Origin of the sequence: Gilliamella sp. HK2 (assembly GCF_001690265.1) — a bacterium.
Classification (GTDB): Bacteria; Pseudomonadota; Gammaproteobacteria; order Enterobacterales; family Orbaceae; genus Gilliamella; species Gilliamella apicola_C.
In genome coordinates, this window is record NZ_LZGV01000056.1 from 1 (window position 1) to 25,063 (window position 25,063).

The following is a 25,063-nucleotide window of genomic DNA, read 5'->3' on the forward strand; positions in this document are numbered from 1 at the left end:
TATCAAAATGGCTATATTGAACGATTTAATCGTACCTATCGTACTGAAGTACTCGATTTATATCTTTTTAACAACTTAGCGCAAGCAAGGAGAATAACTGAAGAATGGTTAACGATTTATAACACCGAAAGACCGCATGAGGCATTAAATAACATGACACCGATTGAGTATAAAACACTAAAACAAGCAGCATGATTTTCTACGTGAGTTGTGTAATAAGTTTGGGGTATTTACACAATAAACACACCATTAATAATTTTAACAGGAAGTTCAACCTCTTATTTTCACCATTAATAACAACTGGAACAGAATTAAAATGACTAGATATTAACTTATCGTAAGCTTCATCACTCACATTAGCCGTTGTATAGAAAGTGGTAAATAAATAATAGTTGCTTTGTGTTGGATTAATTAACCCTGAAGTATTAGATATCGAAGGTTTTACAATAAAATTTAATGATTGATCACCATAAGATAACGTATGTTTACCATACTCAAATGTATAATTAACACTTAGTTTTGCAGGAATTGTTAACTCTTTTCTATCAATCGTTATTTTTATTTCATTAACGGTAGGATTGTCAATCATACGATCAATAGAACTAGACAAAAGACTACCCGAATCAAAACAACCCACCAACGCTATGTGGTAAACTGACAATAAAGAATAGTTCGTTTTTTCACCGCATTAATTTTTATAAGCATGTAAAAGGGAAGAGAATATTACCGTAAATGGTATAAAAATCATTTAACTATAAATTTTTTATACCATTTGTCACAAATTTAAAATGAGGATGATGAGTATAAAATCATGTAACACTATCTATAATTAAATAAGCACAGCAGTAATTGATTGATTTTTACGATATAAGTAGAAAGCCCTATACGTATCGCCGACCGGTTTGCACCTAAACAACGCATGTTGCGAACAATTCTAATAAAAATTATAAACCGTGTCTAGTTTTTGAAGACCCTGCCATAATTGCTCATACCCCATTTAAGTGTACTTTACGAGATTAGTGGGCAGGGTGCAGTTGCACGCAATTCTAATATAAAGCTAAACCCTCGTGTCTAGCCGTGTACTAAATCACCCCAAGATTTTTGCTTTTTGCGCTTGAAACTCTTCTTCTGTGATGATACCTTTTTCTTTCAATGTTGCTAATTTTTCTAATCTCTCGTACGGGTCGTTATTTGCGTTTTGTTGTTGTATTTGCTGGGTGTTAGTTCCATTTTGTTTTACGGCTTCCATTGCTTCTTTAACCATGTTTGTAAACGGAATTACATTATCTTTATCTACATTTTCGACTGTGTACGTATGCCCGTCTGCCGCTATTACAATTTGACCAAATAATATTTTTGTTTGTCCGCCAACAGATGAGATGTGGCTTAGGTTTATCGCTATTTGTTTTAAACCAAAAAACATACCTTTATCTAAAAAAATCACTCGGTGATTTGTTAATATAATTAACCACGTTTTGCCATCCATGTGTCCAGACGATATTGCGATAGGCGTTTCATCAGGCATTGCAATTTCTGGAAAATGCAAAAACTCCTTTTTAGTAAAAAAACCACTATCTTTAGATAGCTTTTTTAATCGTTCAAATTCTGCTAATAGTTGCTGTTTTGTTGCTGTTTTATAATCAATCATTTTTTCCCTTTTTCGATGATTAAAGTTAGTTTGTCTTTAAGATACTACCTTGCAATAGCTGATATTCATCATCAGTAATCGCACCCTTTTCTGTCAAGTTTTCCAGCTATTAAAATAAAGCTAGTTTTTAATTAAACTCTCAACTCTTTAACATACTCCAAATCCAACCCAAGGGCTTCGGTTAAAAAGCGGCGTGGGCTGTATTCTTTTTCTGCATATTCAATATAAGATTCCAAGCTGTCTGTTTTAAATGTACGTTGATCGTTGCTGTCAAAACAGTAACCAGAAAAATAAACTTCGTTATATGAGTTTATTTGCACTTTATCTAATAATAATTCTCTTTTGCCATCGGAATATCCAAATGAAATTGAAAATAAGCCTGAACTCCAAATTGTGGTTAAGCTATTTTTAAATTTTTCAAAATCTTGTTCTTTCTGTTCGTATTCATTATTATCGGTATAGTTTGAATCGTTATATGAAGCAGTTTGAACTGAAGCTTTTTTAGTACAACAACAACAAGTCCTACATTTTTCAATTCGTCCATTTCTGTTGCCTTGTCCGAAGATTGCTCGACCTAACAAAATTAAACCACAAATAACAAATGAACAAAGAGAAACACCACCTAAAGTAACCATAATTGAATTAGGTGGTGAATCGTCTTTAGGAAAAGTAATGATATAGATGGCAAAAATTATTAAACTAAAAATAAAAACCTTTTTTACTGTGATCTTAGATTTTTTTGTAGACATTATTTATTTCCTATCAAATCAATTTAGTCTTTAATACATTAGATTTTTTATCAGTAACAATAGCGCCACGGCTTTTTAATGTTGCGATACGTTCTAATTTTTCTAATGCTTCATTTGTAACATCAATTGATTTTTTCTATTTTGATACCGTCAATGTTGGAGCGCCCTCGCCCGTACAAAACCATTGCGGATTTATTCCTGTATCCACAATACAACTCAAGACAAGATCATGTGGAAACGCACTCCTGTGGATTCTGTTCCCTATTACGCTCGCTGAGGCATTCATTAGATCTGCAATTCCTTTTATTGTTTTTTCATAAGCAATCATGATGCGTTCAATAATATTTCGAATATTTGAATCATATTCCATTTATAACCTCAAAAATATTAACAAATTGTTATTGAAACACAACAATGTGCTATGGCAATCCAAAAAACATAACAAATCGGATGGAAAGCAAGCACCAATAAACATCAATAAGTTTAAATATAGGATTATTAACCATAATTCCAAAAATTGCAATAGCACCACAAGTCCCTTTTGTTACTACACAAAAATTTGCTGAACTGACGGGTATACCTATAGCGTCAGTTAAAAACAAAATTCAAAGAGACGAGTTCCCGATCCGCAAAAAAAACAGTAAAGTGGGTAAAACAAGCAGAGAAACGTTTTTGAGTAATATGGTCGCTCTCACTATTGAGGGTTGCCGTGGTTTTAACGGCAATCTAACAAATGACATTAAAGGAGTGGAATAATGAGCTACGCAGTCTATTTAAGTTCGAAATACGCCGGCGTTTCGAAAATAATTTATATTCAAATATAATTGATGTTACTACGTGATATAATAGAGGTGTCAGGCGAAGAACAACAATTTTATTGAATTGAAAAATAAACGAGTCGCATATTGCCGAGTCAATAGAGATTTTTGTAAATTACGAGACGAGTTATTTTTGCTAGAGTACTGGGGAAAATATAACCCGCCCGCTTTTTTTGAAATAAGTCCATTGACAGAAAAATTATACAAACAACAAGGAATCAATACGCAAGCTCTGCTTGTTCACAAATATAGCACAACAACAGAACTTTATAACGATTTGAGGGGGAAGAGAGTGGCAGCATCTACAGATTTAAAAACATACAGAGTCTACGTATTAAAGCAAAGAAGAGGTGGTAGTGAAATTCTTTTAGAAACAAGGACTAATACTACCAACTTTGAGATAGCAAAAGCGGCTTTTTGGCAACTGTATCATCAACATTATGATAACAAACATCTTTTATTAATGACTTATAACAGTAAAAAAATTAATGTATATCGTTATCAATCGAAAACGGGTGACGATTGCTACATTTCTGCAGATGATGCGCTGAATAATGAATAGAGAAAAGCAACGGAAAAACGAACAAGCATATCGATCTCGTAATGCCGGAAGACCACGTCTATCTGGCACGTATTTGACAGAAGAAGAAAGCTTGTTATTAAAAGAATTGGCTGTCATTTGCGGTTCTCAAAAAGCCGCAATATTTGAAGGCCTAAAACTTTTAAAAGAAAAATTAAAAAAGTAAAAATAATAGTTAACCAGTGGCGCACGACATTGTGTCATGTATCCAGAGTTAAGGCATAACTCAACTGAACTGACTGATTCCAGAATTACTTAAAAGATTAATATTATGAAAGGTTTTAAATTCTCACATTACATTTAAAGAATGACTCTCAATGGCGTATCTATCGCTGTCTATTACAATTGCGATAGATCGGCTTATAGGCTGGCTACAAAAAAAGATGGGGCTAAAATTCGCTGCACAATCATAGTTAATTTAACAGCTAAGACATATGATGCTTTGCCGTGCGAGCCTTACAATAACATTGATAGATTTATTGCATGCGCTTCAATGTGCGGAGTTGCTTTTTATTTATCTAAATCAACAGCCATTTTACCGCCACTTATTATTTTTTGATAATTTACAACAGAAGAAAAGTTAAGATGAAATATTGATTTTATTGGTGCCAGTGGTCGGACTCGAACCGACACGCTTTTAAGGGCGGCGGATTTTGAATCCGCTGCGTCTACCAATTTCGCCACACTGGCACTAAACGTGAAAACAAGTAAACGTTGGCATTATACTGAGCTTTACTATATCTGCCAACAGATATTAGCTGTAAGGCATTTCATTTGCCTAAAAAACAAGCTACCACTTACGTTTCCAAGCAGGTAATTTTTTAAGAATGATATAAGCTGTTTGTTTAGCTACGGCTTTATCTACATTGTGATTATTGGCATATTGTAATGCAACTTCATACCATTTTTCGTCAAATGTTTTCATTGTGCCGTCTTTATGAGCACAATGCTTACAATAACTTTTCGACATATCAAGTAGCGGATAGTCACTAATTGCGGTCATTGGCATGCCACAGGCAATACACATTTTCATGTTTTAGATTCCAATTAGATTAAAAAGGTAGTTAAATAATTGCCTGCCTTATCTTGCTAAAAATCCTACGCCTAGTTAAACAAAATTACAAGATAGCATTAAAAATAGATACGTTTATCTTAAAAATTGAGCTCAATTTGTGATGTAACTGGATTTAATTGCTGATGCTGGTGTTGCTGTTGTGATAATAGATAACGTCGTCTTAACGCCCGTTGTTTGCACAAGCGTAAGATTTCTTGTTTTTGCCTATCATTAAAGGTTAACCATTTAAATCTTTCTTCTCTGGAACGATAACAGGTAATACAATAACCTTGTTTATCTGTTTGACAAACACGCTTACAAGGACTTGGAATATCAAAAAATTCTATTTGATCCAACTTATCATTTCCCCTTTAGGCGACACCAAAATTGACTAATGTTCTTTTAACCCTAAACCTTTACTTAGCACTTTAAAACAGCCATCGCAATCGTGTCTCGCAGCATGGAGTAATGTTTGCGTTGGTGCATGAATTAATTTATTGGTTAAACGATGTGAAAACTCAGCAAAAACATCATCAATATTGGCACCTTGTTTGATCGCATTTAAAGCTTTTATTTGTAGCTCACGTTTAATACTTTCAGCATTACTACGATACTGCTTAACATAAGCAACCGCATGTCTAGCCTTAAGCCAACTTATAAAATGTTCTGCTTGCTCTTGAATAAGGTATTGCGCCTCTTTAGCGGCAATGGCTCGTTGCTCTAAATTACTTTCAACTGTTTTTTGTAAATCATCAATAGTATAGAGGTGTACATTATCAAGTTGATTAACCTCTTCTTCAACATCACGGGGAACCGCTAAGTCAATAAATAACATTTGACGATAATTTCTAGCCTTCAAGGTTCGTTCAACCATACCTTTACCAATAATAGGTAGAGGGCTCGCTGTTGAACTAATCACAATATCAACATCCTTAAGTCGATTAGCAATATCAGGCAATGAAATGATTTCTGCATCAATATCAGAAGCAAGTTTCAATGCTTTTTCGCGAGTCCGATTGGCAATAACAACTTGATTAAACCCATGTGGCTTTAAGTAACGAGAGATAAGCTCTATCGTTTCCCCTGCCCCAACAAGCATAATATTTAAACTTGAGGTATCAACAAAAAGATGGCGAGCAACTAAACAAGAAGCATAAGCGACAGATGCAGTATTTGCACCAATATTGGTTTCACTACGAACCATTTTGGCTACATGAAATGTAGTTTGAAAAAGCTTTTTTAATTGAACAGACAAACACGCTTGTTGTTGAGCAAAACGATATGCTTGTTTAACTTGTCCTAAAATTTGTGGCTCACCAATGATCATAGAGTCTAAACCGCTTGCCACCGCCATTAAATGTTCAACAGCACCTTGTCCATCATGCCAATAAAGTGAATCTCGATAAAGATTAATATCAATATGATGAAATTGCCCTAACCAACTTTCGACTGACTGTTTTAATCTTAGATAATCAGTTGGATGTTCATAACTAAGATAAATTTCTGTTCGATTACAGGTAGACAAAATAGCACACCCTTCAACCAAAGGGTGTTGGTATAAGCTGTATAGCGCTTTATCGACAATCTCAGTAGGAAAAGCAAGCTTTTCTCTTAAAGAGACCGGCGCAGTTTTATGATTAACTCCAAAAATTGTAATTGACATTGCATCGCTTCTTTTTATAGGTTCTGTTAGGTATAATTATTTTATTAAGCGTTTCTTTAAAATTTGTATTATACATAAAAAACCACAAAGGTTCTTTTTCTTATTCCGACAATTATCAGTTATAATATTGCAATCTTTGAAACTAACAACTAAAGAGTTATTTCATGTCTAAAATTAAATATGCTTTTATTATCATGTTGCTTTTACTTATCAGCGCATGCCAAGCAACTAAATCACAAAATACGGCATCACTTGAACAACAATGGCAAGCACATCAACAAAATCTCAAGCAAATAAATGCATTCCAAGTTAAAGGCAGTATAGCTCATATAAGTGATAAATCTCGAAATTATGGTCGATTTTTAATTACCCAACAGTCAACAGATAATTACGAAGTCAAATTAACTACACCTGTTGGTACCAACATTTTGACGTTAAGCGTGGAGCCTGACAATGCTCAATTGGTTGATCAAAATGGTGGAAGCTATCAAGATGTCAATATTGAAAATCTTATGAAAAAAATATCTAACGTAAACATTCCGCTGAATTCTTTACATAATTGGCTAAAAGGATTTTCAGACAACGTAAATACAGACAAAATAGATAATGCTGGGCGATTAACTTCAACTGTATTTATGCAAAATAATAACAAATGGGCATTAAAAATTCCAAGTTATGCGACTTACACCTATAAAAATAAAAAGATTGACTTACCTGCAGCGATTGAGCTTACACATGATGATGAAGTTATCCGCTTAAAAATTAGTAACTGGATTTTACGATAACGGGTAATAGTTATGAAAAAATGGTTATCGCCAGCTAAATTAAATTTATTTTTGTATATTACTGGTCGTCGTGCTGATAATTACCATAATTTACAGACATTATTTCAATTTATTGATTACTGTGACAACTTATCATTTACCCTCCGCCAAGATGATCAAGTTAACCTATTGACATCATTTGCAAATATTCCAGATGATAAAAATCTAATCATAATTGCCGCAGAACGATTAAAATCTTATGTCAAACTAACAAAACTGGGAGTAGACATTGCCATTGATAAAAAGATTCCAATGGGTGGTGGTCTTGGCGGTGCCTCATCTAATGCAGCGACGGTATTAGTTGCGCTTAATCAGTTATGGCAATTAAATTTATCACTGGATGAATTAATTGAAATTGGCCGCACAATTGGCGCTGATGTGCCCATTTTTATTTATGGGCATGCTGCGTTTGCCGAGGGGATTGGCGATCAATTTTCCCCTATAGATATTCCTGAATATTGGTATCTAGTTGCTTATCCTAATATTGAAATATCTACAGTTAAGGTATTTAATGATCCTGAATTAACCCGTGATACGCCTATCCAGAATATAACTGATTTGCTTTCTTTACCGTTTAGCGAATTTAAAAATGATTGTGAAAATGTCGTTCGAAAACGTTATCCAAAGGTAGATAATATTATTACTTATCTTTCACAATATGGCACAACTCGATTAACTGGCACTGGAGCATGTGTTTTTACACAATGCGAATCTAAACAACAAGCTTTAGCGATTCAATCAAAGCTTAAAGCACTATCAGTTCATAGTTTTGTAACTAAATCATTAAACGTTTCGCCTTTATATGAAAGTTAAACAAACACTTTAATCAACAAATATCATTAACGGGTAAGGTGTTTTGTTAACAGAATCAAGATTTAAATATCTAGTAAGTCATATGCATTTAATATCCAGACTTCCAACGAAAAACGCTATAATGATAAGTGGTTTTATAAATTTCTTAGTGCTTTTTTATGAACTTTATTCAATTATCTTCTTTTTTCAAATTAAACTACCTACATATTGTATTTATTTGTGAAAATTGAAAGAGCTTACAAAGCATTTTTTACTATATATATTAACTTAACTATTGATGGCTTACATACTTATGACATTAATATATTAAGTTATAAGTATGGCTAGATTTCAGTATGATATTATGGTTTCGTTATTGCAACAAAAAAGATTGCAGGTATATAATGAAACATTGGCAACTCTTATAGAAAAGACTTAGAGAGCATTTAAATGAATCAGTTACAACAAAAACTTTCATTAATTAAAGACAGTATTCTTACCATTCCCAATTACCCAAAAGAAGGGGTATTATTTCGCGATATCACCAGTTTACTTGCTGATCCTATTGCATTTAAAACCAGTGTTGAGTTATTAATTGATCATTATCGTAATAAAAAAATTGATAAAGTCGTTGGTACAGAAGCTCGAGGCTTTATTTTTGCAGCACCAATTGCGCTAGCACTGGGGGTTGGCTTTATTCCCGTTCGTAAGCCTAACAAATTACCTCGTCACGTATTTAAAGAAGAATATCAACTTGAGTATGGTACAGATACTTTAGAAATCCACACTGATGCCATTAAACCCGGTGAACGTGTACTCATTGTTGATGATTTACTGGCTACAGGTGGAACAATAGCTGCAACGGCTAATTTAATTCGTAAGGCAGGGGGTATTGCCGAAAATGCCGCATTTGTAATAAATCTACCTGATTTAGGGGGTGAAACAAAATTAGCTGATATGGGGATTGATTGCTTTACTTTAGTTAATTTTGATGGTGAATAAGAATTATCATTAAGGGCACATTTGGTGCCCTTTTTTCATTTTAAATGCCGTTACCTCTTGTTCTTTCTTAAATAAAAATAATTAGTTAATTTTACTGCATACAAAATAATAAATATGCATTTCTTCCTTTCCTTTCATTTAAATTCAAATTTTCAATTAAAATAAGACATTAACAATAAATATTTAAAAAATGAATATAAATACACTTTTCTACTTGATAAGGTTTTAAAAGTGAATTATTATTCAATAATAAAGCATAATTAATCAATTGATTTAAAGAGGGATGAAATGAAAAAATTTAACCATATTATTGCAAGAACACCTGCCAAATCTCTTATTAATGGTTTAACCTCATCAAATTTAGGTAAGCCTGATTATCAAAAAGCTCTAGAGCAGCATAACAATTATATTCGTGCACTACAGCATTGTGATGTTGATATTACCATTTTGCCTCCTGATGAGCGCTTTCCTGATTCGGTATTTGTTGAAGATACAGTGCTTTGCACACCATATTGTGCCATTATTACAAGACCAGGTGCTGAAAGTCGCCGAGCAGAAACTGAAATCATATCAAGTACAATTGAGCGGTTTTATCCTAATAAAGTTGAACAAATTACCGCACCAGGTACCGTTGAAGCAGGTGATATTATGATGGTGGAAGACCACTATTACATTGGTTTATCAGCAAGAACCAATCAAGTTGGCGCTAATCAAATGATCGCTATTTTAGAAAAATACGGATTAACCGGCTCGGTTGTTGAACTCGAAAAAGTGCTCCATCTAAAAACAGGTTTAGCTTATTTAGAAAATAATAACTTACTAGCAGCAGGCGAATTTATCACTAAACCTGAATTTCAGAAATTTAATATTATTGAGATCCCAGAACAAGAAAGTTATGCCGCTAACTGCATCTGGGTAAATGATCGGGTAATTATGCCTGCTGGCTATCGAATAACTAAAGCTAAAATTGAGCAACTTGGTTATCAGGTTATTGAAGTGGATACCTCGGAATATCAAAAAATTGATGGAGGGGTAAGTTGCATGTCGTTACGATTCTAATCTATCGATATTAATCAAACCTAAAACCACATAATAAGACGACAAGATGAATACACCAGCAAGAAAAAAACTAGGCACCCTCCCCCTTACACTGTTGGTGGTGGGTAGCATTGTAGGAAGTGGGATTTTTAGCCTACCACAAAATATGGCCGAAGGGGCTGGGACTGGAGCTATTTTAATCGCATGGATAATAACCCTATTTGGCATGCTAATGTTAACACGCATATTCCAGTATTTATCGATTCGATTTTACAAAATCAACGATGGTTTATACGGCTATGTGCGAGAAGGCTTTGGTGACTATATCGGTTTTAATGCCGCATGGGGTTATTGGATATCAGCATGGATGTCGTGCACCAGTTACTTAGTTATTTTATTTAGTGCATTAGGATCTTTTGATTGCTTAAGCTTCTTTGGTCACGGCACTACGTTGCCAGCTGTTTTTACTGCTATTTTATTATTATGGATAGTACATTATTTTGTACTAAAAGGAATATATCGAGCTTTTTTATTAAACTGCCTTGTTACACTGGCTAAAATTGTCCCCATCAGTTTATTTATCGTTTGTATTAGCCTTGCATTTAAAATTTCGACATTCAAAATGGACTTTTGGGGAACACCGCAGTTAGGCTCAATGATAAAACAAGTTGAAAACACCATGCTCTACACCGTGTGGGTTTATTTGGGCATTGAAAGCGCAACGGTTTATGCGGCAAGAGCCAAAAATATCATCAGTATTAGCCGTGCAACCTTTTTTGGCTTTGCCATTACTAGCCTATTGCTTGTTTGCGTATCAGTATTATCTCTTGGTATTGTGCCACAACAAGAACTTGCCCAAATGAAAAACCCATCAATGGCTTTAGTGATTGAACGTGTCATTGGTAGCTGGGGAGCAACCCTAATTAATATTGGTTTAATTGTATCGGTTAGTGGTGGATTATTATCGTGGTTAATGCTAGCAGCTGAAATGCTATTTTTAAGTGGTCAGGGCAACCAGCACACCGTGCCAAAATGCTTTGGCAAGCTTAATAAAACCGGCACGCCTGCTAACGCATTATGGTTAACAACGAGCTTCATAACAATTTTGCTGATTCTTTCTCACTTTTACCAATCGGGCTATAATACCTTAATCCAGCTATCAACCTCAATGGTGCTCATCCCTTATTTACTTGCAGCACTTTTTGTTTTCAAATTAGCTATACAAAGGCGTAAAGTCTATTTAATTATAATAGGTGTATTTGGATCGACTTATGGAATATGGCTAATTTATGCTGGCGGTATATCTTACTTATTACTGTCGATGATACTTTATAGTATAGGGCTATTTTTTTACCTCTATGCTAGAAAGCAACGCTCTTTACCCGTATTTAGTTACTTTCACGACAAAGTGTATGCCTTTTTCATCATCACACTTGCGCTAATTGCCATTGTCTATTTTTATATATTACCAAATTAAATGGCCATTGAGATGGCCTCTGGGTGCTATTTTCGAAATAGGTAGAAATCAGCTAACAACTGCCTAAATGATTGCGAATAGCACCCATCATCATCTCGCATACAAAGTTGATCCTCAATGATCAAATCAGCTCGGCTTAATGAAAAAGCCATCAACGCCAACGAAAAATCTTTTTTACTCGAATACCTAACATTCATCACTTGAGTTAAATATAAAAAATTTGATTCACACAAAAATCTAAAATGATTTGATAGATGATAAGGCAAAACTAAGCAAAATTGCCCTTTTGGTGTTAATAATCGTTTAACAGCATTAATCAATTGCTGATAACTCAAACTCTCGGTATAACGAGCTAATTGCCTTTGTATATCTCGGCAATCTACAGCCGATTCAAAATAAGGTGGATTGCTTACAATTAAATCATAACAAGCTGGTTGATCAAGCCGAAATTGATTAATATCTGCGTGCTTGGCACAAATAGAATAAAATGAGGCTTGTTTGCTATTTTCATTACATTGTGCAATAGCATGATGATCAATATCAATTGCGTCAATCTTGCAATGCGTATTTTCTAACCGTTGAGCCAACATCAATGCAATTACACCACACCCCGTGCCAATATCTAACACTTTTTGTGGAATAACATCAATGGGAACCCATGCCCCTAATAAACAACTGTCAGTTGTAACTTTCATTGGGCTTTTATTGTGTGCAACAAAAAAACGTTTAAAGGTAAAACCGTCTTTTCTCAAAGGTGTTTGGTGGCTAGCTATCATGATTAAATTTCTTAAACAGTGGTTTATTTGATGCAATCGCATCAGCCCAACGAGTAGGTTCAGGTAATCGATAACCTCGTAAACATAAATTTACCCATTTTAATGCACTATCTTGACTTATTCGATGGCCAGCCGAAATAAATAAAGGATTACAATTATCTTTACTACACAATACCCAGCCAATTTGTTCTTGCTGATCTTGCAATGGTGTTACACTACCAGCCCGTTTTGACAATGGCTCAAACTGACCACATAATCTTTTTTTAGCTACACCAATTGTTGGCATATCTAGTAATAAACCTAAATGACTTGCAATACCTAAACGTCGAGGATGAGCAAAACCCTGTCCATCAACTAACAATAAATCCGGTTTCTGTGTTATTAGTTGCCATGCCTCAATAAGCGCAGGATATTCACGAAAAGATAAATAACCAGGAATATAAGGAAATTGCGTTTTTATTCGAGCGATATGATATTCCACAACATTAAAATCTGGATAAGTAAGAATAACAATAGCCGCTCGGGTAATATCACCACCATTTTCAAAGCCCACATCGGTTCCACCAATAAATTTAACGGATTGATTAAACGCATCTGTTAATTTAATTTGCTTGGCTAACGTCTGTTGAATTTGTTTTAATTGTTGTAAATTGATAGACATTTTAAATCTGCTGAGTATGATTAACCGCAATGAACCAATTGTAACAAATTAATATGCCATATACATTAGTAAATCCAATCAACTTAACAGAAGAAATCAAAAAAAGCCGTTTTATTGTTAATGCTGCACCAGTTACCACGGCCGAGCAAGCAACCGATTTTATTAATCAAATAAGCGATCTCAATGCAACACATAACTGTTGGGCTTGGAAAATTGGGCAGCAATACCGTTTTAATGATGATGGCGAACCGACAAGCACCGCTGGGCGCCCTATCCTTTCAGCTATTGAAGGACAAGATTGCGATCAAATTGTGGTTGTTGTAACTCGCTACTTTGGCGGAATAAAACTAGGTACTGGAGGGTTAATGCGAGCCTATGGCGGTGCAGCCAGTCACTGCTTACAACAAGGCGAACTTATTGAACTCATTGCCCGTATTACGCTTCAATTTCACTGTTATTATAGCGAATGGCCAATTATTGAAAATCGCCTAAAAGAACTTGGGGCCTTGATTGAACAACAAGATTTTGATGCCGAAGGTGTCAAAGTAGCTATAGGAATAACACAAGACAAGTCCCAATTATTACAAAAAACTCTCTGTGATATCACCCGTGGGCGCGTTATTATCGAGTTATAAAAAAGAGAAAAACTAGCTCACCCTTTCTACCTATACATATAGGTATCATCGAAAAAACGCCATTTTTCATTAACGTTATTGAGCTATTATTGAATTTAGCCAACACCCTCTTATTAAGGTTACTATATGAATAATATATTGTTATTCGATTTATTATCGTATACAGTTTGTTTTTTTAATGGAGAGAAGTCATGCGAAACAAAGGTATTGCTTATTTATTGTAGTTCTTTTTGGTTTTATGGGTATCCATCGTATGTATTGTGGTAAGTGGATAACAGGTTTTGTTTGGTTATTTACTTGTGGGGTTTTTGGAATTGGTTGGTTTTTAGATCTTTTCCTAACTAGTGGTATGGTTGATTATGCTAATTTAATTGATAATTCTAAATTCAATAAATCACAAAATGTTACAGTAAATGCATTCATCAATAGTGATAAATAATATAGGTAATTAAGCCACTCAAAATTGCTATTTTTACGCATTATATTAAATATGTCCCATTAAAACAGCATAACATATTGTATAAAATCGACTTTATGTTGTGTTAATGGTATAAAATCATACTAATAAAAATTTCACCTCTATCATCAAATTTAATTAAAAGCTTTTTTCAAAAATACGTAATAACTTTCTACTGACTATTTTAACTTTCTGTATAAAATTTTTAACAAAAAAATATTGCTTTTATAGATAAAAAGCAACATAAGGCACATTAACATATTTATTTAACATTACAATATTTTATGTTTTCTAATTTAAAGAGAAGATGAATTGACTTAAAAATAATGTGAGTTAACTAACAAAAATAAATATAAAAATTAGTCCATTTTACACATAAAAATCGTTCAGAAAAACCATTGATTTTATTTGATTTTTTAATTAGCGAAATACGGGTATATATTAGCAGGCAGACATGATCTATATAACAATAAAGAAAAATATTTAAACCGCCTACACGGCGGTAAACATGCTGCGTCTCTTGCTGCATGGGAAGAATTGTTTCTAAACCGCCTACACGGCGGTAAACTAGAATCGAATATACTATAAACGTTGTTTAATAAAAGGCAAATAAGATTTTTATCTTCAAAAACCCTTTTATTAGGCATCATTTTAACTATTTGTTTTTATTTACTTTAATTTATTGTTAAAAAAAAGGGTTGGCAAGGATTTTGGTAGGATGATAACAACCCATTTGGTCAGCATCCAGTATTATTAAACAATATTATCCTAATATTATTTGATAAAATAACAAACGATAGGCTTTTATCTTCTTTGTTGAAAAAATATCTTTTATTGCCTAAAACAAATAATAAAACTACAATAAAATTACTTTAATCACTTATAACAAAAGCTATGATTACTTATCAAGATGCCACATTAACCGATTTGCCTTTTATTGTTGATGTTTATAATTCAACAATTGCCGGTAGGCAAGTCACTGCCGACACGGAGCCGGTTTCTGTTGAGAGTCGATTAGACTGGTTTCACCAACATAATCCACATAATCGTCCAATTTGGCTAATAAAATACCAAGATCAACCTTGTGGTTGGATTAGTTTATCTTCGTTTTATGGTCGTCCTGCATTTTATAAAACTGTTGAGATTAGCTTATATCTTCATCAAGATTTTCGTGGTAAAAAAATTGGCCAATTTATGGTAGCTGAAATTGAAAAATTTGCCCAAAAAACTGGAATTGAGGCAATTTTTAGCTACGTTTTTGGGCATAATTTACCTAGCGTTAATTTATTTAAAAAAATGCAATATGAACAATGGGGCTTTCTTCCCAAAATTGCTGAACTTGATAATGTTCAGTGTGATTTGCTGATATTAGGTAAACGACTAAATTAAGCCTGCACATTGTTAATATGCCATTTATTATTAATATACCATTTAATGATACAAAACGATTTAAAAGGATTTTTTGATGAGCGCTTTAAATGACCTTAAATATTACGCAAATCAATCTAAAATCACTTCAACCTTGGTTGTTGTAAACATTTTTTGCTTTTTTGCATTTAGATTGCTTGATAGCCGAGGTTTTTCAACCTTGTATGAAAATCATTTTTTAATTGATTGGGGAGCCGATGTGGCAGAACTGACTTTTTCTGGTCAATATTGGCGTATGTTTACCAATTTATTTATGCACGTGGGTTTTACTCACTTAGCCATGAACATGCTGGCATTATGGAGTATTGGACCGATTTTAGAACAGCGTATACCTCGCATTGCTTTTATTGGTATTTATTTTTTCTCTGGTTTAGTAGGAAGCTTATCAAGCGATATTGCCACAATTCACCATAATGTAATTAGTTGTGGTGCATCAGGTGCTATTTTAGGTGTTATTACTGCATTATTAGCCTATAGCTTAGTGTTTAAAACCAATATACAAGAAATGCCAGTTAAGGCAATGCTACTAAGTTTAATTTTAACCGCTGGATTAGGATTATTGCCTTCAATTGATAATATGGCACATATCGGTGGTGCTTGTACTGGATTTGTTCTTGGTGGGCTAATTTCATTGTGTCTTAAAATTTTTAAATATCCAAGTAAGCTAGCGTTACTTATTATTAGCCTATTATTGATGACTACTGCATTGGCAATATATACAGTATATATGCATTATGCCTTACCTAATGGCTATTATATCTATAATTAATAATAAAAAACGCTGATGATAACCAATCAAACAGCGTTTTATTTAAGCTAACTGTTAAAAGCTATTTAAGATTCGAGCTGGCTCAATTTTACAAGCTCGTTTAGCAGGATAGTAGCTAGCAATTAAGCTAAGTAACATGGCAGTTATAAACACTATCGCCACATCAAAGAAGTTAATTTCAGATGGTAAAAAATCGATAAAATAGATATTACTGTTTAAAATTTTATGCCCCATTAATGATTCAAGGAACCCCATGATGTTGGAAAGTTGCCATGACAATATCACACCTAAAATAACACCAATTAAACTACCAATTAATCCAGAAATTACCCCATACCAAATAAAAATATGTTTGATTAATCGATTAGTTGCACCTAGTGTTTTCAATATGGCGATGTCACGTTGTTTGTCTTTAACAGCAATAACTAACGTTGATACAATATTAAAACAAGCAACACCGATGACCACAATCATTGCCAGATACATAATTTGTCGTATCATCTGAATATCGCGATACATAAAACCAAATGAATTTTCCCAGCTATTAAATGATAAGGTGTCATCTAAGCTCAATGCAGCTTGACCTATAATTTGATTAGCTCGGTATACATCATTGACATTAATCATTATCCCAGTGACACTGTCACCTATATTGAGTAGTTTTTGCGCATCAACTAAAGGCAATAGAGCAACGTTATTACTTAAACTACCACTTAAATCCAAAATACCAATAACCTGTAAGCGAACTCGCTTAGGTGGTTTGAGTTGAGTTGATCCACTTGCTGATACAGGAATTAATAAAGAAACCCAAGCCCCCTCTTTTACCGCTAAAGATTTTGCTAAACCAGAACCAATAATAACTTGTTGATTATCTGCCTTAAATTCTTGCCATTTATGATTGAGCACATAGTTAGGTAATGCACTAATTTGCTGTTCTTGCTCAGGATCAAGCCCTTGTACTTCAACAGCACCGAGTTTACTACCGTTTTCAATAAGCCCAGTAAAACTAACAAATGGAACGGCTGATACAATATTTTTATTTTCTGTAAGCTCTTGCTGTACATGGCGCCAATTCTCTAAATTGCCAGAATCAAGATACAATTGACCATGAGGCACAACAGATAACACGCGGTTATGTAGCTCTCGCTCAAAGCCGTTCATGGCACTTAACCCAATGATTAATGCCGCTATACCAATAGCAATACTTAATGTTGAAATGATAGATATTAATGACACCATGCCACTTTTACGGCGCCCTTTTCGAAATTTGATGGCGGTAATTAAAGATAAATTCATATTAGTTATCCATTAGCTTTTTATCTGATGATACGCTATCTGATGATACGCTATCAGATAGTTTGCCATCTCTCATCACCAACTGTTTATCAAGTTTACTGGCTAACTCTAGATCATGCGTAACAACTAAAAATGCAGTGCCATGTTCACGATTTAATTTAATCAATAGCTCAAAGATAGAATCTGCCGTTGATTTATCAAGATTACCCGTCGGTTCATCAGCCATAACTAAAGCGGGATTATTAATTAATGCTCGCCCTATTGCTACACGTTGGCGTTCACCACCAGACAGTTCAGAAGGACGGTGGTTAGCTCGTTTTACTAAGTTAACGGATTCTAACATTGCCCTAGCACGTTGTTTTGCTTCATTTGGCGAAACACCACCAATTAACAGTGGCATAGCTACATTTTCTAATGCTGTAAAATCAGGTAATAGATGATGGAATTGATAAACAAAGCCAATTTCTTGATTGCGTAATCGCGCTTTTTCTTGTTCAGATAATTGATTTAACTGCTGTGATTTAAAAGTGATATCACCTGAAGTAGGTTTATCAAGCCCACCAAGTAAATGTAATAATGTACTTTTACCTGAGCCTGAGCTACCAATAATGGCAAGTAACGACTTTGGGTAAATATCAAATGAAACATCTTTTAAAACTTCCGTTACCATTTTGCCTTCTTTATAAGTTTTATAAAGATTGTTTGCTGATAGTAATTTTTCAGAATTATTCATAACGTAAAGCCTCAGCAGGTTGAATATTGGCTGCACGGTATGCAGGATAAATAGTTGAAATTAACGATAACATAAGCAATCCAATAATAATTAAAATAATTTGCGATGGCTCAACGAGCGACGGTAGCAAAATACCCGCTAAAGATAAACCCAACGCTTGCATGATTTCATTTAAGTTGACTGCAAGTAACAATCCTAAAACACTCCCTAAGAGCGTGCCAATTATGCCGGAGCTTGCACCTTGAATAATAAAAATGAACATAATTTTAAATCGCGATAGACCTTGCGTTTTCAAAATAGCCACTTCACCTTGCTTTTCCATTACCAGTAAACTTAATGAAGTAATAATATTAAAAGCGGCAACAATAACAATTAAACTAATCAATAATCCCATGACATTTTTTTCCATTTTAATGGCTTGAAACAATTCGCCACGTTTCGCACGCCAATCATTAAACACTAACCCTTCTGGTAATGCGGTATTAGTGACCGATGCAATATCAAGGGGTTTGTCTAAGAATAAGCGCCAGCTAGTGATCATATTGGCAGGATAACGTAACAAATTTCTTGCATCAGATTGATTAACATAAATAAGAGATTGATTAATATCATGATTAACTGAAAACAGTCCAACCACATTAAACAAACGTTGCGAAGGAATGCGCCCAACTGGAGTTATTTGGCTTGCATCTGTCACCATTAATCGAATTTTATCACCTATTGTAACACCTAACTGATTGGCAAGCGTTTGCCCTAAAATAACATTATATTGTCCTGCTTGTAGATCCGACATTGAACCCATGTAAATATAATCACTTATTGGGTCTTCATCTTCCGGTTTTACCCCCATTAAAGTACTGACAGTAATACTTTGTTCGCTTTGTAATACTACATCACTAGTGACTAAAGGCGTAATGCGATTAACACCTGTAATCTTTTCAAAAGGCGAACTTAAAATGACATTGGGATCAATTCTTCCTTGATTAGAGGTAATTTGAGCTTGAGGAAAAAACTTTAAAATACTGTTTTGCATTTGATCTTCTAATCCATTCATCACAGATAGTACAACGATTAGACCAATAGAACCCAGCATAATTCCAATCATTGATAACCATGATACAAAACGACCAAAACCATCGGTTTTTTGCCCATATACATAACGCAAACCGATATAAAACACTAATGGGCGAAATATTTTTGACATAAACGTATATATTACCTGAAACTTTTTGACAAAGTTTTACGAGTTAAATGCAAGGTGCTTATCATACAGGATTAAACAGTTATAGAAAACAACCACGTACTTACGTTATAATCTAACCTATAATCTTGTAGCAATTTCAACGAACTCATCATGCCTAAAACACAAAATATTTCAACGTTAATACCTAAAAAATCAGGTGAAGTAAAACACATTGGGCAACTTGTTGGCTCATCTTTATCACAACTTTGTGCACAAATCGTAAATGTGCATGATGGCTTAGTTGTGATTATTACTGATGATATGCAACAAGCCTCGCGTATTGATGAAGAGCTAAAACAGTTCTCGCCTTTCCCTTCGATCTCTTTTCCCGATTGGGAAACATTACCTTATGATAGCTTTTCGCCACACCAAGACATCATCTCTGAGCGTTTGTCTTGCTTGTATCATTTAGCTCATCTAAAAAAAGGGGCTTTAATTTTACCCATCAATACATTAATGCAAAAAGTCTGCCCTAAAAGCTATTTAAATGGGCATGTGTTTATAATGAAACAAGGCTTACAAATTAGTCGAGAGAACCTACGTTTACAACTTGAAAATGCAGGATATCGTTCAGTAAGCCAAGTTATGGAACATGGTGAATACGCCACTCGCGGTGCCCTATTTGATATCTACCCGATGGGAAGTGATCACCCTTATCGAATTGATTTTTTTGATGATGAGATTGACAGCATTCGCACTTTTAATGCCGAAACTCAACGAACACTTGATGAAATAGAACAAATCCAATTGCTACCTGCTCATGAGTTTCCCTTTGATAAAGCAGCTATTGAGCTATTTCGAAGCCAATGGCGCGAAAAGTTTGAAGTCAGATTAGAGCCAGAAAGTATTTACCAGCAAGTGAGTAAAAATATTTTGCCAACAGGTATTGAGTATTGGCAAGCTCTGTTTTTCAGTGAGCCATTAACCTCGCTTTGTTCTTACTTTCTTGATAAGACACTCATCATCAATACCGCAAATATTGAACAATACGCTAATAAATATTGGCATGATATTCGTCAACGTTTTGATAGCCGTGGTGTTGATCCAATGAGGCCACTTTTAGAGCCTAACTTGATCTGGTCTAAAACTGATGAAATATTTGCTTATTTCAAACAATATCCACGCATGGTTTTAACCCACGAGCCAATTATTGAGTCAAATAGAAACATCAATCTACCTTATTGTGCTTTACCAGAAATAGCCATTCAAAGTCAGCAAAAAGATCCTTATTTACAGTTTGAAAAATTTATTGCAGATTTTACAGGAAAAATCATATTTTCGGTTGAATCAGAAGGACGTAAAGAAGCATTACAAGAAATTTTAGGACGAATTAGAATTCACCCAACACCCCTCAATCAACTTGACGAGCAACAAAGCAACAACAATCGTTTTTACCTAATGATTGGTGCCAGCGAACAAGGTTTTATTAATCAGCAAGATAATTTTGCATTTATTACCGAAAATGAGCTACTAGGCAGACGTATTATTCGTCGTAAAAAAGAACACAAGCAGGCCATTAATACTGACTCACTTATTCGCAGTTTAGCTGAGCTAACACCGGGTAAACCTGTTGTTCATTTGGAACATGGTGTAGGTCGATATGCAGGACTCACCACATTAGAAACAGGTGGCATTACAGCTGAATACCTTATATTACTCTATGCTAACAATACCAAACTTTATGTCCCTGTTGCGTCATTAAATTTAATTAGCCGCTATTCTGGTGGGGATGAAGAAAATGCGCCACTAAATAAATTAGGCACCGATACATGGAGTAAAGCACGGCAAAAAGCGGCCGAAAAAGTGCGAGATGTCGCAGCTGAACTACTGGATATTTATGCTGAACGTGAAAGCAAACCAGGTTTCGAGTTTAAACAAGATCGAGAACACTATGAGTTATTTTGCCAAGGATTCCCTTATCAAGAAACCGACGATCAACAAAATGCTATTGGTGCAGTCATTGGCGATATGTGTTCGCCTTATGCCATGGACAGATTAGTCTGTGGTGATGTTGGATTTGGTAAAACAGAAGTAGCAATTCGTGCTGCTTTTTTAGCGGTAATTAATCATAAACAAACCGCTGTTTTAGTCCCTACAACACTCCTTGCAGAACAACACTATGAAAGCTTTTGCGATCGTTTCGCCAACTGGCCAATTCGCATCGAAAGCCTATCTCGCTTTAAGACCGCCAAACAGCAAAAAGCTATTATTGAAGCACTTGGAGAGGGAAAAATTGATATCGTCATTGGTACACATAAATTATTACAAGAAGATATCAAATGGAAAGATTTAGGTTTATTAATTGTTGATGAAGAACATCGTTTTGGCGTACGTCAAAAAGAACGCATCAAAGCAATGCGAGCAAACATCGATATTTTAACCCTAACAGCCACCCCAATTCCAAGAACGCTCAACATGGCAATGACGGGTATGCGAGATCTTTCTATTATTGCAACACCACCAGCTCGCAGGTTAGCGGTAAAAACCTTTGTTCGAGAATATGATGATCTTGTGATTAGAGAAGCCATTTTGCGTGAGATTTTGCGTGGTGGTCAAATCTATTATTTACATAATGATGTATCAGATATCGAAAAAGTCAGCGAAGAATTAGCAAAATTGGTTCCCGAAGCACGCATTACCATTGGTCATGGACAAATGCATGAACGTGACTTAGAGCGCGTCATGAATGACTTTCATCATCAACGCTATAATGTACTAGTTTGCACAACAATTGTTGAAACAGGTATTGATATTCCTAACGCTAATACCATTATTATTGATCGAGCCGATAAATTTGGTTTAGCTCAGTTGCACCAATTGCGTGGGCGTGTTGGTCGTTCTTATCATCAAGCTTATGCATACTTATTAACACCTCACCCTAAATTGCTCAGCAAAGATGCTAAAAAGCGCCTTGAAGCCATTGCCTCGCTTGAAGATTTAGGTGCAGGATTTGCCCTAGCGACACATGATCTTGAAATTCGTGGTGCAGGCGAACTATTAGGTAGCGATCAAAGTGGACAAATTGAAACCATTGGTTTTAATCTTTATATCGAATTGCTTGAAGACGCCGTTAAATCACTCAAAGAAGGCAAAGAGCCAACCCTTGAATCATTACTCAACAACCAACAAACCGAAATCGAGTTACGTTTACCGACACTCATCCCTGATGATTTTATTCCTGATGTAAATACACGATTATCGCTTTATAAACGTATTGCAAGTATTAATAGCCTTGATGAGCTAACAGAAATTCAAATCGAAATGCGAGATCGCTTTGGTCAATTACCCGATGCGGTACTATTTTTATTGGAAACCACCAAAATTCGTTATCACGCCAATCAATTAGGCATCACAAAAATCGAATTTGGTGAAAAAGGTGGCTATATTGAATTTGGTAGCAATAATAAGGTATCGGTTGATTATTTAATTGAAATCATTCAAAAAGAACCGAAAAATTACCGTTTGGAAAGCGCCAATAGATTAAAATTACTTCGTTCACAATTACAATCAACAGAACGAATAGACTACATTAAAACTTTATTAAAAGCGTTTTCTGAGCATCAAGAACCAGCTCAATAAAACAAATATTAATTAAACCAAATAAGCGGAAAATCATGATAAAAAAAAGCATTATTACCACAGCAATTATTGCTGTATTAGGTTCAGGATACATAGGCGCATCTTGGCACACTGGCAATATGATTGAAGCTAATATCGACAATAAAATACAACAAATCACAAAACAAGTTGATAATTATCAAAATTTGTTTAACGTGGTGATTGAATATAGCGATTACCAAAAAGCTATTTTTTCAACGCAACTTCACCTTACCATTAAATTAGTGCCCAAAGATACCGATTTGCAACTTGAACAAGACAAAAAGCAAGCAGAAACAACTATTTTTAATGATGAAATTACAATTCATCATGGGCCATTTCCTATGATGGCACTAGCTGAAGGAAAATTTACACCACAAATAGCATGGATCAACTATGCAATGCCTGAAAAATCAGCGCCCGAGCTTTGGAAATTAGCGGGTAACCAATCGTTTATCACCGCCAATATGGGGATAAGTTATCACGAATATCTCACCATTAAACTGACTAATAAAGCGCTTAAACTGACTGATTCAGCATTCACTTCACATTTTGATGCTAATTATTTTATTCATGGTGGTTTAGATGTCTCTGATGGCAATGTTATAATTGAAAGCAATGAAGATTTTTCAAGTATCGTTGCCAAAGCCAATATTGATAAATTTAATTATTATGACAATCCTAAAGAACCAATAATTACTTTAAATAAATTCAACTTATTAGCTGAGCCTAGGCCAGAAAAAAAAGGCGTTAATTACACCATAAACGCTAATAAAATAGCCTTTCTGATCGATGAATATTCAGCATCACGCCTTACACTTGATCACCTAAAATACCAAGGGAGTTTAAATAATAAATATCAAGCTCCTAATGCGCATGTCACAATAGATAAAATAACATTTGAGCCTGACATTAACCAGTTTAATGACTCATCAATCATGATTGAAAAACTCACCATTGCAGAAGAAAATACCTTAAGCACGGTTAATACGATAGATGGTTGGTTAAAAGTAGACGCCCAATCAGTATTGTTTGGGCAACAACATTTAGGTAATGGTTCTTTAGATCTTAGCTACCAAGGTATTAATATTGCCATGATATTAAACAATTTTGATATAGACCTTTATGAAGCCGATGTTAACCAACAAGCACCAGCCAACATCAAATTGGCATTAAATAAACTACATTGGCAAAACCCAGCCGGTGATATTAATGCGAATTTTTTCTGTAACATATCTGGTGAATGGGCAGAACTACAACAACTCATGCTAGGTATTGATAACATTGATAGTTTAAAGTTAAAAATTGAGGCGCCATTTAATGTATTAGCCTATTATTTAGCGCAAATAAAAAACCCCAATGCAAACAAAATTACCCAAGAACAGCTAACCAACGCCTTTGCGACATTAAAAACGAATGCAAAAAAGCTATTTGGTAAATCAAAAATGTTTACGTTTAATAAAGATCAAAATGAAGGTTATTATTCTGATATCAAATACACTAAAGGAGATCAGAACGTGACCGTAAATGGACATCTATTAGATAAAAGAGATTTTTTTGAAAATTTTTTATAATTTATTTTTTTAAAACACAATAATAATGAATAAATTAAATTGCTAACGTGATTGCATTGACTGATTGTATCGATATTTAAATGCAAATTTAATCATGCCTATTTAGGCACTTTACATTCGTATATAAACAAGGCATGTAAACTAAATAGAAATAAATATAGAAATAAATATTTTTCAATATATTAAAAAAATATCGCCTATAAGGTATAAATCGATTAAAATTATCAAAATAATATATTAAATTTAGCA

General features: G+C 34.4%; 26 protein-coding genes and 1 tRNA gene. 14 read left to right on the forward strand and 13 right to left on the reverse strand.

The genetic code is table 11. From position 1 onward, the window contains the following. Positions 1-195: integrase core domain-containing protein (locus A9G45_RS04690; RefSeq protein WP_141673607.1), on the forward strand; the 195-nt coding region annotated here is incomplete at its 5' end. Between the two features lie 4 nt (positions 196-199). Here the strand turns inward: A9G45_RS04690 and A9G45_RS04695 are convergent. From A9G45_RS04695 to A9G45_RS14940, 4 genes are all read right to left on the reverse strand, one after another. Then, positions 200-610 carry a hypothetical protein gene (locus tag A9G45_RS04695; protein ID WP_141673608.1) on the reverse strand — a complete coding sequence of 137 codons (411 nt, stop codon included), beginning with the start codon at positions 608-610 and terminating at the stop codon, positions 200-202. Between the two features lie 477 nt (positions 611-1,087). Beyond that, positions 1,088-1,648 carry a PH domain-containing protein gene (locus tag A9G45_RS04700; RefSeq protein WP_065567524.1) on the reverse strand — a complete coding sequence of 187 codons (561 nt, stop codon included), beginning with the start codon at positions 1,646-1,648 and terminating at the stop codon, positions 1,088-1,090. A 131-nt stretch (positions 1,649-1,779) separates the two neighbouring features. Then, positions 1,780-2,397 carry a hypothetical protein gene (locus A9G45_RS04705; RefSeq protein WP_065567525.1) on the reverse strand — a complete coding sequence of 206 codons (618 nt, stop codon included), beginning with the start codon at positions 2,395-2,397 and terminating at the stop codon, positions 1,780-1,782. A gap of 136 nt (positions 2,398-2,533) precedes the next feature. After that, positions 2,534-2,767 carry a helix-turn-helix domain-containing protein gene (locus A9G45_RS14940; protein ID WP_065567526.1) on the reverse strand — a complete coding sequence of 78 codons (234 nt, stop codon included), beginning with the start codon at positions 2,765-2,767 and terminating at the stop codon, positions 2,534-2,536. Positions 2,768-3,348: 581 nt separating this feature from the next. On the opposite strand from A9G45_RS14940, the gene A9G45_RS04715 reads away from it, so the two are divergent. Further along, positions 3,349-3,777, forward strand: a complete 429-nt coding sequence (locus A9G45_RS04715; protein ID WP_065567527.1) for a hypothetical protein — start codon at positions 3,349-3,351, stop codon at positions 3,775-3,777. Continuing rightward, a complete protein-coding gene (locus A9G45_RS04720) occupies positions 3,770-3,961 on the forward strand; it encodes a hypothetical protein (RefSeq protein WP_065567528.1) in 192 nt (63 codons plus the stop codon). Before A9G45_RS04715 ends, A9G45_RS04720 begins: the two co-directional genes overlap by 8 nt. A 437-nt stretch (positions 3,962-4,398) precedes the next feature. On the opposite strand, the gene A9G45_RS04730 is transcribed toward A9G45_RS04720, so the two are convergent. The 4 genes from A9G45_RS04730 to hemA all read right to left on the reverse strand — a co-directional run bounded on the left by A9G45_RS04730 (position 4,399) and on the right by hemA (position 6,512). Continuing rightward, positions 4,399-4,485: transfer RNA gene (locus tag A9G45_RS04730), tRNA-Leu, on the reverse strand. Between the two features lie 100 nt (positions 4,486-4,585). After that, positions 4,586-4,828 (reverse strand): zinc ribbon domain-containing protein, encoded by a 243-nt coding sequence (locus A9G45_RS04735; protein ID WP_065567530.1) that lies wholly within the window; start codon positions 4,826-4,828, stop codon positions 4,586-4,588. Between the two features lie 119 nt (positions 4,829-4,947). After that, positions 4,948-5,205 carry a DUF1289 domain-containing protein gene (locus A9G45_RS04740; protein WP_065567531.1) on the reverse strand — a complete coding sequence of 86 codons (258 nt, stop codon included), beginning with the start codon at positions 5,203-5,205 and terminating at the stop codon, positions 4,948-4,950. 35 nt (positions 5,206-5,240) lie between these two features. Beyond that, positions 5,241-6,512 (reverse strand): glutamyl-tRNA reductase, encoded by a 1,272-nt coding sequence (gene hemA, locus A9G45_RS04745; protein WP_065567532.1) that lies wholly within the window; start codon positions 6,510-6,512, stop codon positions 5,241-5,243. 164 nt (positions 6,513-6,676) lie between these two features. On the opposite strand from hemA, the gene lolB reads away from it, so the two are divergent. The 5 genes from lolB to A9G45_RS04770 all read left to right on the forward strand — a co-directional run bounded on the left by lolB (position 6,677) and on the right by A9G45_RS04770 (position 11,645). Further along, positions 6,677-7,297, forward strand: a complete 621-nt coding sequence (gene lolB / locus A9G45_RS04750; protein ID WP_065567533.1) for a lipoprotein insertase outer membrane protein LolB — start codon at positions 6,677-6,679, stop codon at positions 7,295-7,297. 12 nt (positions 7,298-7,309) lie between these two features. Next, positions 7,310-8,149, forward strand: coding sequence for a 4-(cytidine 5'-diphospho)-2-C-methyl-D-erythritol kinase (gene ispE, locus A9G45_RS04755; RefSeq protein WP_065567534.1), 840 nt, complete (start codon positions 7,310-7,312; stop codon positions 8,147-8,149). A gap of 429 nt (positions 8,150-8,578) precedes the next feature. Further along, on the forward strand, positions 8,579-9,130 hold the full coding sequence (gene apt, locus A9G45_RS04760; RefSeq protein ID WP_065567535.1) for an adenine phosphoribosyltransferase: 552 nt from the start codon (positions 8,579-8,581) through the stop codon (positions 9,128-9,130). Positions 9,131-9,418: 288 nt separating this feature from the next. Beyond that, positions 9,419-10,189 (forward strand): dimethylargininase, encoded by a 771-nt coding sequence (gene ddaH / locus A9G45_RS04765; protein ID WP_065567536.1) that lies wholly within the window; start codon positions 9,419-9,421, stop codon positions 10,187-10,189. A gap of 46 nt (positions 10,190-10,235) precedes the next feature. Then, positions 10,236-11,645 (forward strand): basic amino acid/polyamine antiporter, encoded by a 1,410-nt coding sequence (locus A9G45_RS04770; RefSeq protein WP_065567537.1) that lies wholly within the window; start codon positions 10,236-10,238, stop codon positions 11,643-11,645. Positions 11,646-11,671: 26 nt separating this feature from the next. On the opposite strand, the gene A9G45_RS04775 is transcribed toward A9G45_RS04770, so the two are convergent. Next, positions 11,672-12,421, reverse strand: coding sequence for a tRNA1(Val) (adenine(37)-N6)-methyltransferase (locus A9G45_RS04775; RefSeq protein WP_065567538.1), 750 nt, complete (start codon positions 12,419-12,421; stop codon positions 11,672-11,674). After that, positions 12,411-13,076: a deoxyribonuclease V gene (gene nfi, locus A9G45_RS04780; protein ID WP_065567540.1), complete on the reverse strand. Its 666-nt coding sequence runs from the start codon at positions 13,074-13,076 to the stop codon at positions 12,411-12,413. Before nfi ends, A9G45_RS04775 begins: the two co-directional genes overlap by 11 nt. A gap of 59 nt (positions 13,077-13,135) precedes the next feature. On the opposite strand from nfi, the gene A9G45_RS04785 reads away from it, so the two are divergent. The 4 genes from A9G45_RS04785 to A9G45_RS04800 all read left to right on the forward strand — a co-directional run bounded on the left by A9G45_RS04785 (position 13,136) and on the right by A9G45_RS04800 (position 16,371). After that, complete coding sequence (locus tag A9G45_RS04785) at positions 13,136-13,717, forward strand: IMPACT family protein (RefSeq protein ID WP_065567539.1); 582 nt, start codon at positions 13,136-13,138, stop codon at positions 13,715-13,717. A 178-nt stretch (positions 13,718-13,895) separates the two neighbouring features. Further along, a complete protein-coding gene (locus A9G45_RS04790; protein ID WP_141673610.1) occupies positions 13,896-14,156 on the forward strand; it encodes an NINE protein in 261 nt (86 codons plus the stop codon). Between the two features lie 912 nt (positions 14,157-15,068). Then, positions 15,069-15,563 carry a GNAT family N-acetyltransferase gene (locus tag A9G45_RS04795; protein WP_065567039.1) on the forward strand — a complete coding sequence of 165 codons (495 nt, stop codon included), beginning with the start codon at positions 15,069-15,071 and terminating at the stop codon, positions 15,561-15,563. 76 nt (positions 15,564-15,639) lie between these two features. Further along, a complete protein-coding gene (locus A9G45_RS04800; protein WP_065567040.1) occupies positions 15,640-16,371 on the forward strand; it encodes a rhomboid family intramembrane serine protease in 732 nt (243 codons plus the stop codon). Between the two features lie 54 nt (positions 16,372-16,425). Here A9G45_RS04800 and lolE read toward each other — a convergent pair whose 3' ends face one another. From lolE to lolC, 3 genes are read right to left on the reverse strand one after another with little or no spacing between them, the layout of a single operon-like run. Then, positions 16,426-17,667, reverse strand: a complete 1,242-nt coding sequence (gene lolE, locus A9G45_RS04805) for a lipoprotein-releasing ABC transporter permease subunit LolE (RefSeq protein WP_065567041.1) — start codon at positions 17,665-17,667, stop codon at positions 16,426-16,428. Between the two features lies 1 nt (position 17,668). Next, positions 17,669-18,400, reverse strand: a complete 732-nt coding sequence (gene lolD / locus A9G45_RS04810) for a lipoprotein-releasing ABC transporter ATP-binding protein LolD (RefSeq protein WP_065567042.1) — start codon at positions 18,398-18,400, stop codon at positions 17,669-17,671. After that, positions 18,393-19,595, reverse strand: coding sequence for a lipoprotein-releasing ABC transporter permease subunit LolC (gene lolC, locus A9G45_RS04815; RefSeq protein WP_065567060.1), 1,203 nt, complete (start codon positions 19,593-19,595; stop codon positions 18,393-18,395). Before lolC ends, lolD begins: the two co-directional genes overlap by 8 nt. Positions 19,596-19,754: 159 nt before the next feature. On the opposite strand from lolC, the gene mfd reads away from it, so the two are divergent. Together mfd and A9G45_RS04825 are read left to right on the forward strand one after the other, a co-directional pair. Next, positions 19,755-23,222 (forward strand): transcription-repair coupling factor, encoded by a 3,468-nt coding sequence (gene mfd / locus A9G45_RS04820; protein ID WP_065567043.1) that lies wholly within the window; start codon positions 19,755-19,757, stop codon positions 23,220-23,222. A 35-nt stretch (positions 23,223-23,257) separates the two neighbouring features. Then, positions 23,258-24,814 (forward strand): DUF945 family protein, encoded by a 1,557-nt coding sequence (locus tag A9G45_RS04825; RefSeq protein WP_065567044.1) that lies wholly within the window; start codon positions 23,258-23,260, stop codon positions 24,812-24,814. Positions 24,815-25,063: the final 249 nt, after the last annotated feature.

What these genes read in the sequence shown, in the direction of transcription:
- hemA (WP_065567532.1), bottom strand. Translation starts at nt 6,512, where the DNA reads ATGTCAATTACAATTTTTGGAGTTAATCATAAAACTGCGCCGGTCTCT.
- A9G45_RS04795 (WP_065567039.1), top strand. Translation starts at nt 15,069, where the DNA reads ATGATTACTTATCAAGATGCCACATTAACCGATTTGCCTTTTATTGTT.
- A9G45_RS04735 (WP_065567530.1), bottom strand. Translation starts at nt 4,828, where the DNA reads ATGAAAATGTGTATTGCCTGTGGCATGCCAATGACCGCAATTAGTGAC.
- A9G45_RS04720 (WP_065567528.1), top strand. Translation starts at nt 3,770, where the DNA reads ATGAATAGAGAAAAGCAACGGAAAAACGAACAAGCATATCGATCTCGT.
- ispE (WP_065567534.1), top strand. Translation starts at nt 7,310, where the DNA reads ATGAAAAAATGGTTATCGCCAGCTAAATTAAATTTATTTTTGTATATT.
- A9G45_RS14940 (WP_065567526.1), bottom strand. Translation starts at nt 2,767, where the DNA reads ATGGAATATGATTCAAATATTCGAAATATTATTGAACGCATCATGATT.
- A9G45_RS04770 (WP_065567537.1), top strand. Translation starts at nt 10,236, where the DNA reads ATGAATACACCAGCAAGAAAAAAACTAGGCACCCTCCCCCTTACACTG.
- A9G45_RS04775 (WP_065567538.1), bottom strand. Translation starts at nt 12,421, where the DNA reads ATGATAGCTAGCCACCAAACACCTTTGAGAAAAGACGGTTTTACCTTT.
- lolB (WP_065567533.1), top strand. Translation starts at nt 6,677, where the DNA reads ATGTCTAAAATTAAATATGCTTTTATTATCATGTTGCTTTTACTTATC.
- lolE (WP_065567041.1), bottom strand. Translation starts at nt 17,667, where the DNA reads ATGAATTTATCTTTAATTACCGCCATCAAATTTCGAAAAGGGCGCCGT.
- ddaH (WP_065567536.1), top strand. Translation starts at nt 9,419, where the DNA reads ATGAAAAAATTTAACCATATTATTGCAAGAACACCTGCCAAATCTCTT.
- A9G45_RS04700 (WP_065567524.1), bottom strand. Translation starts at nt 1,648, where the DNA reads ATGATTGATTATAAAACAGCAACAAAACAGCAACTATTAGCAGAATTT.
- A9G45_RS04785 (WP_065567539.1), top strand. Translation starts at nt 13,136, where the DNA reads ATGCCATATACATTAGTAAATCCAATCAACTTAACAGAAGAAATCAAA.
- A9G45_RS04825 (WP_065567044.1), top strand. Translation starts at nt 23,258, where the DNA reads ATGATAAAAAAAAGCATTATTACCACAGCAATTATTGCTGTATTAGGT.
- A9G45_RS04705 (WP_065567525.1), bottom strand. Translation starts at nt 2,397, where the DNA reads ATGTCTACAAAAAAATCTAAGATCACAGTAAAAAAGGTTTTTATTTTT.
- mfd (WP_065567043.1), top strand. Translation starts at nt 19,755, where the DNA reads ATGCCTAAAACACAAAATATTTCAACGTTAATACCTAAAAAATCAGGT.
- lolD (WP_065567042.1), bottom strand. Translation starts at nt 18,400, where the DNA reads ATGAATAATTCTGAAAAATTACTATCAGCAAACAATCTTTATAAAACT.
- A9G45_RS04800 (WP_065567040.1), top strand. Translation starts at nt 15,640, where the DNA reads ATGAGCGCTTTAAATGACCTTAAATATTACGCAAATCAATCTAAAATC.
- apt (WP_065567535.1), top strand. Translation starts at nt 8,579, where the DNA reads ATGAATCAGTTACAACAAAAACTTTCATTAATTAAAGACAGTATTCTT.
- A9G45_RS04790 (WP_141673610.1), top strand. Translation starts at nt 13,896, where the DNA reads ATGGAGAGAAGTCATGCGAAACAAAGGTATTGCTTATTTATTGTAGTT.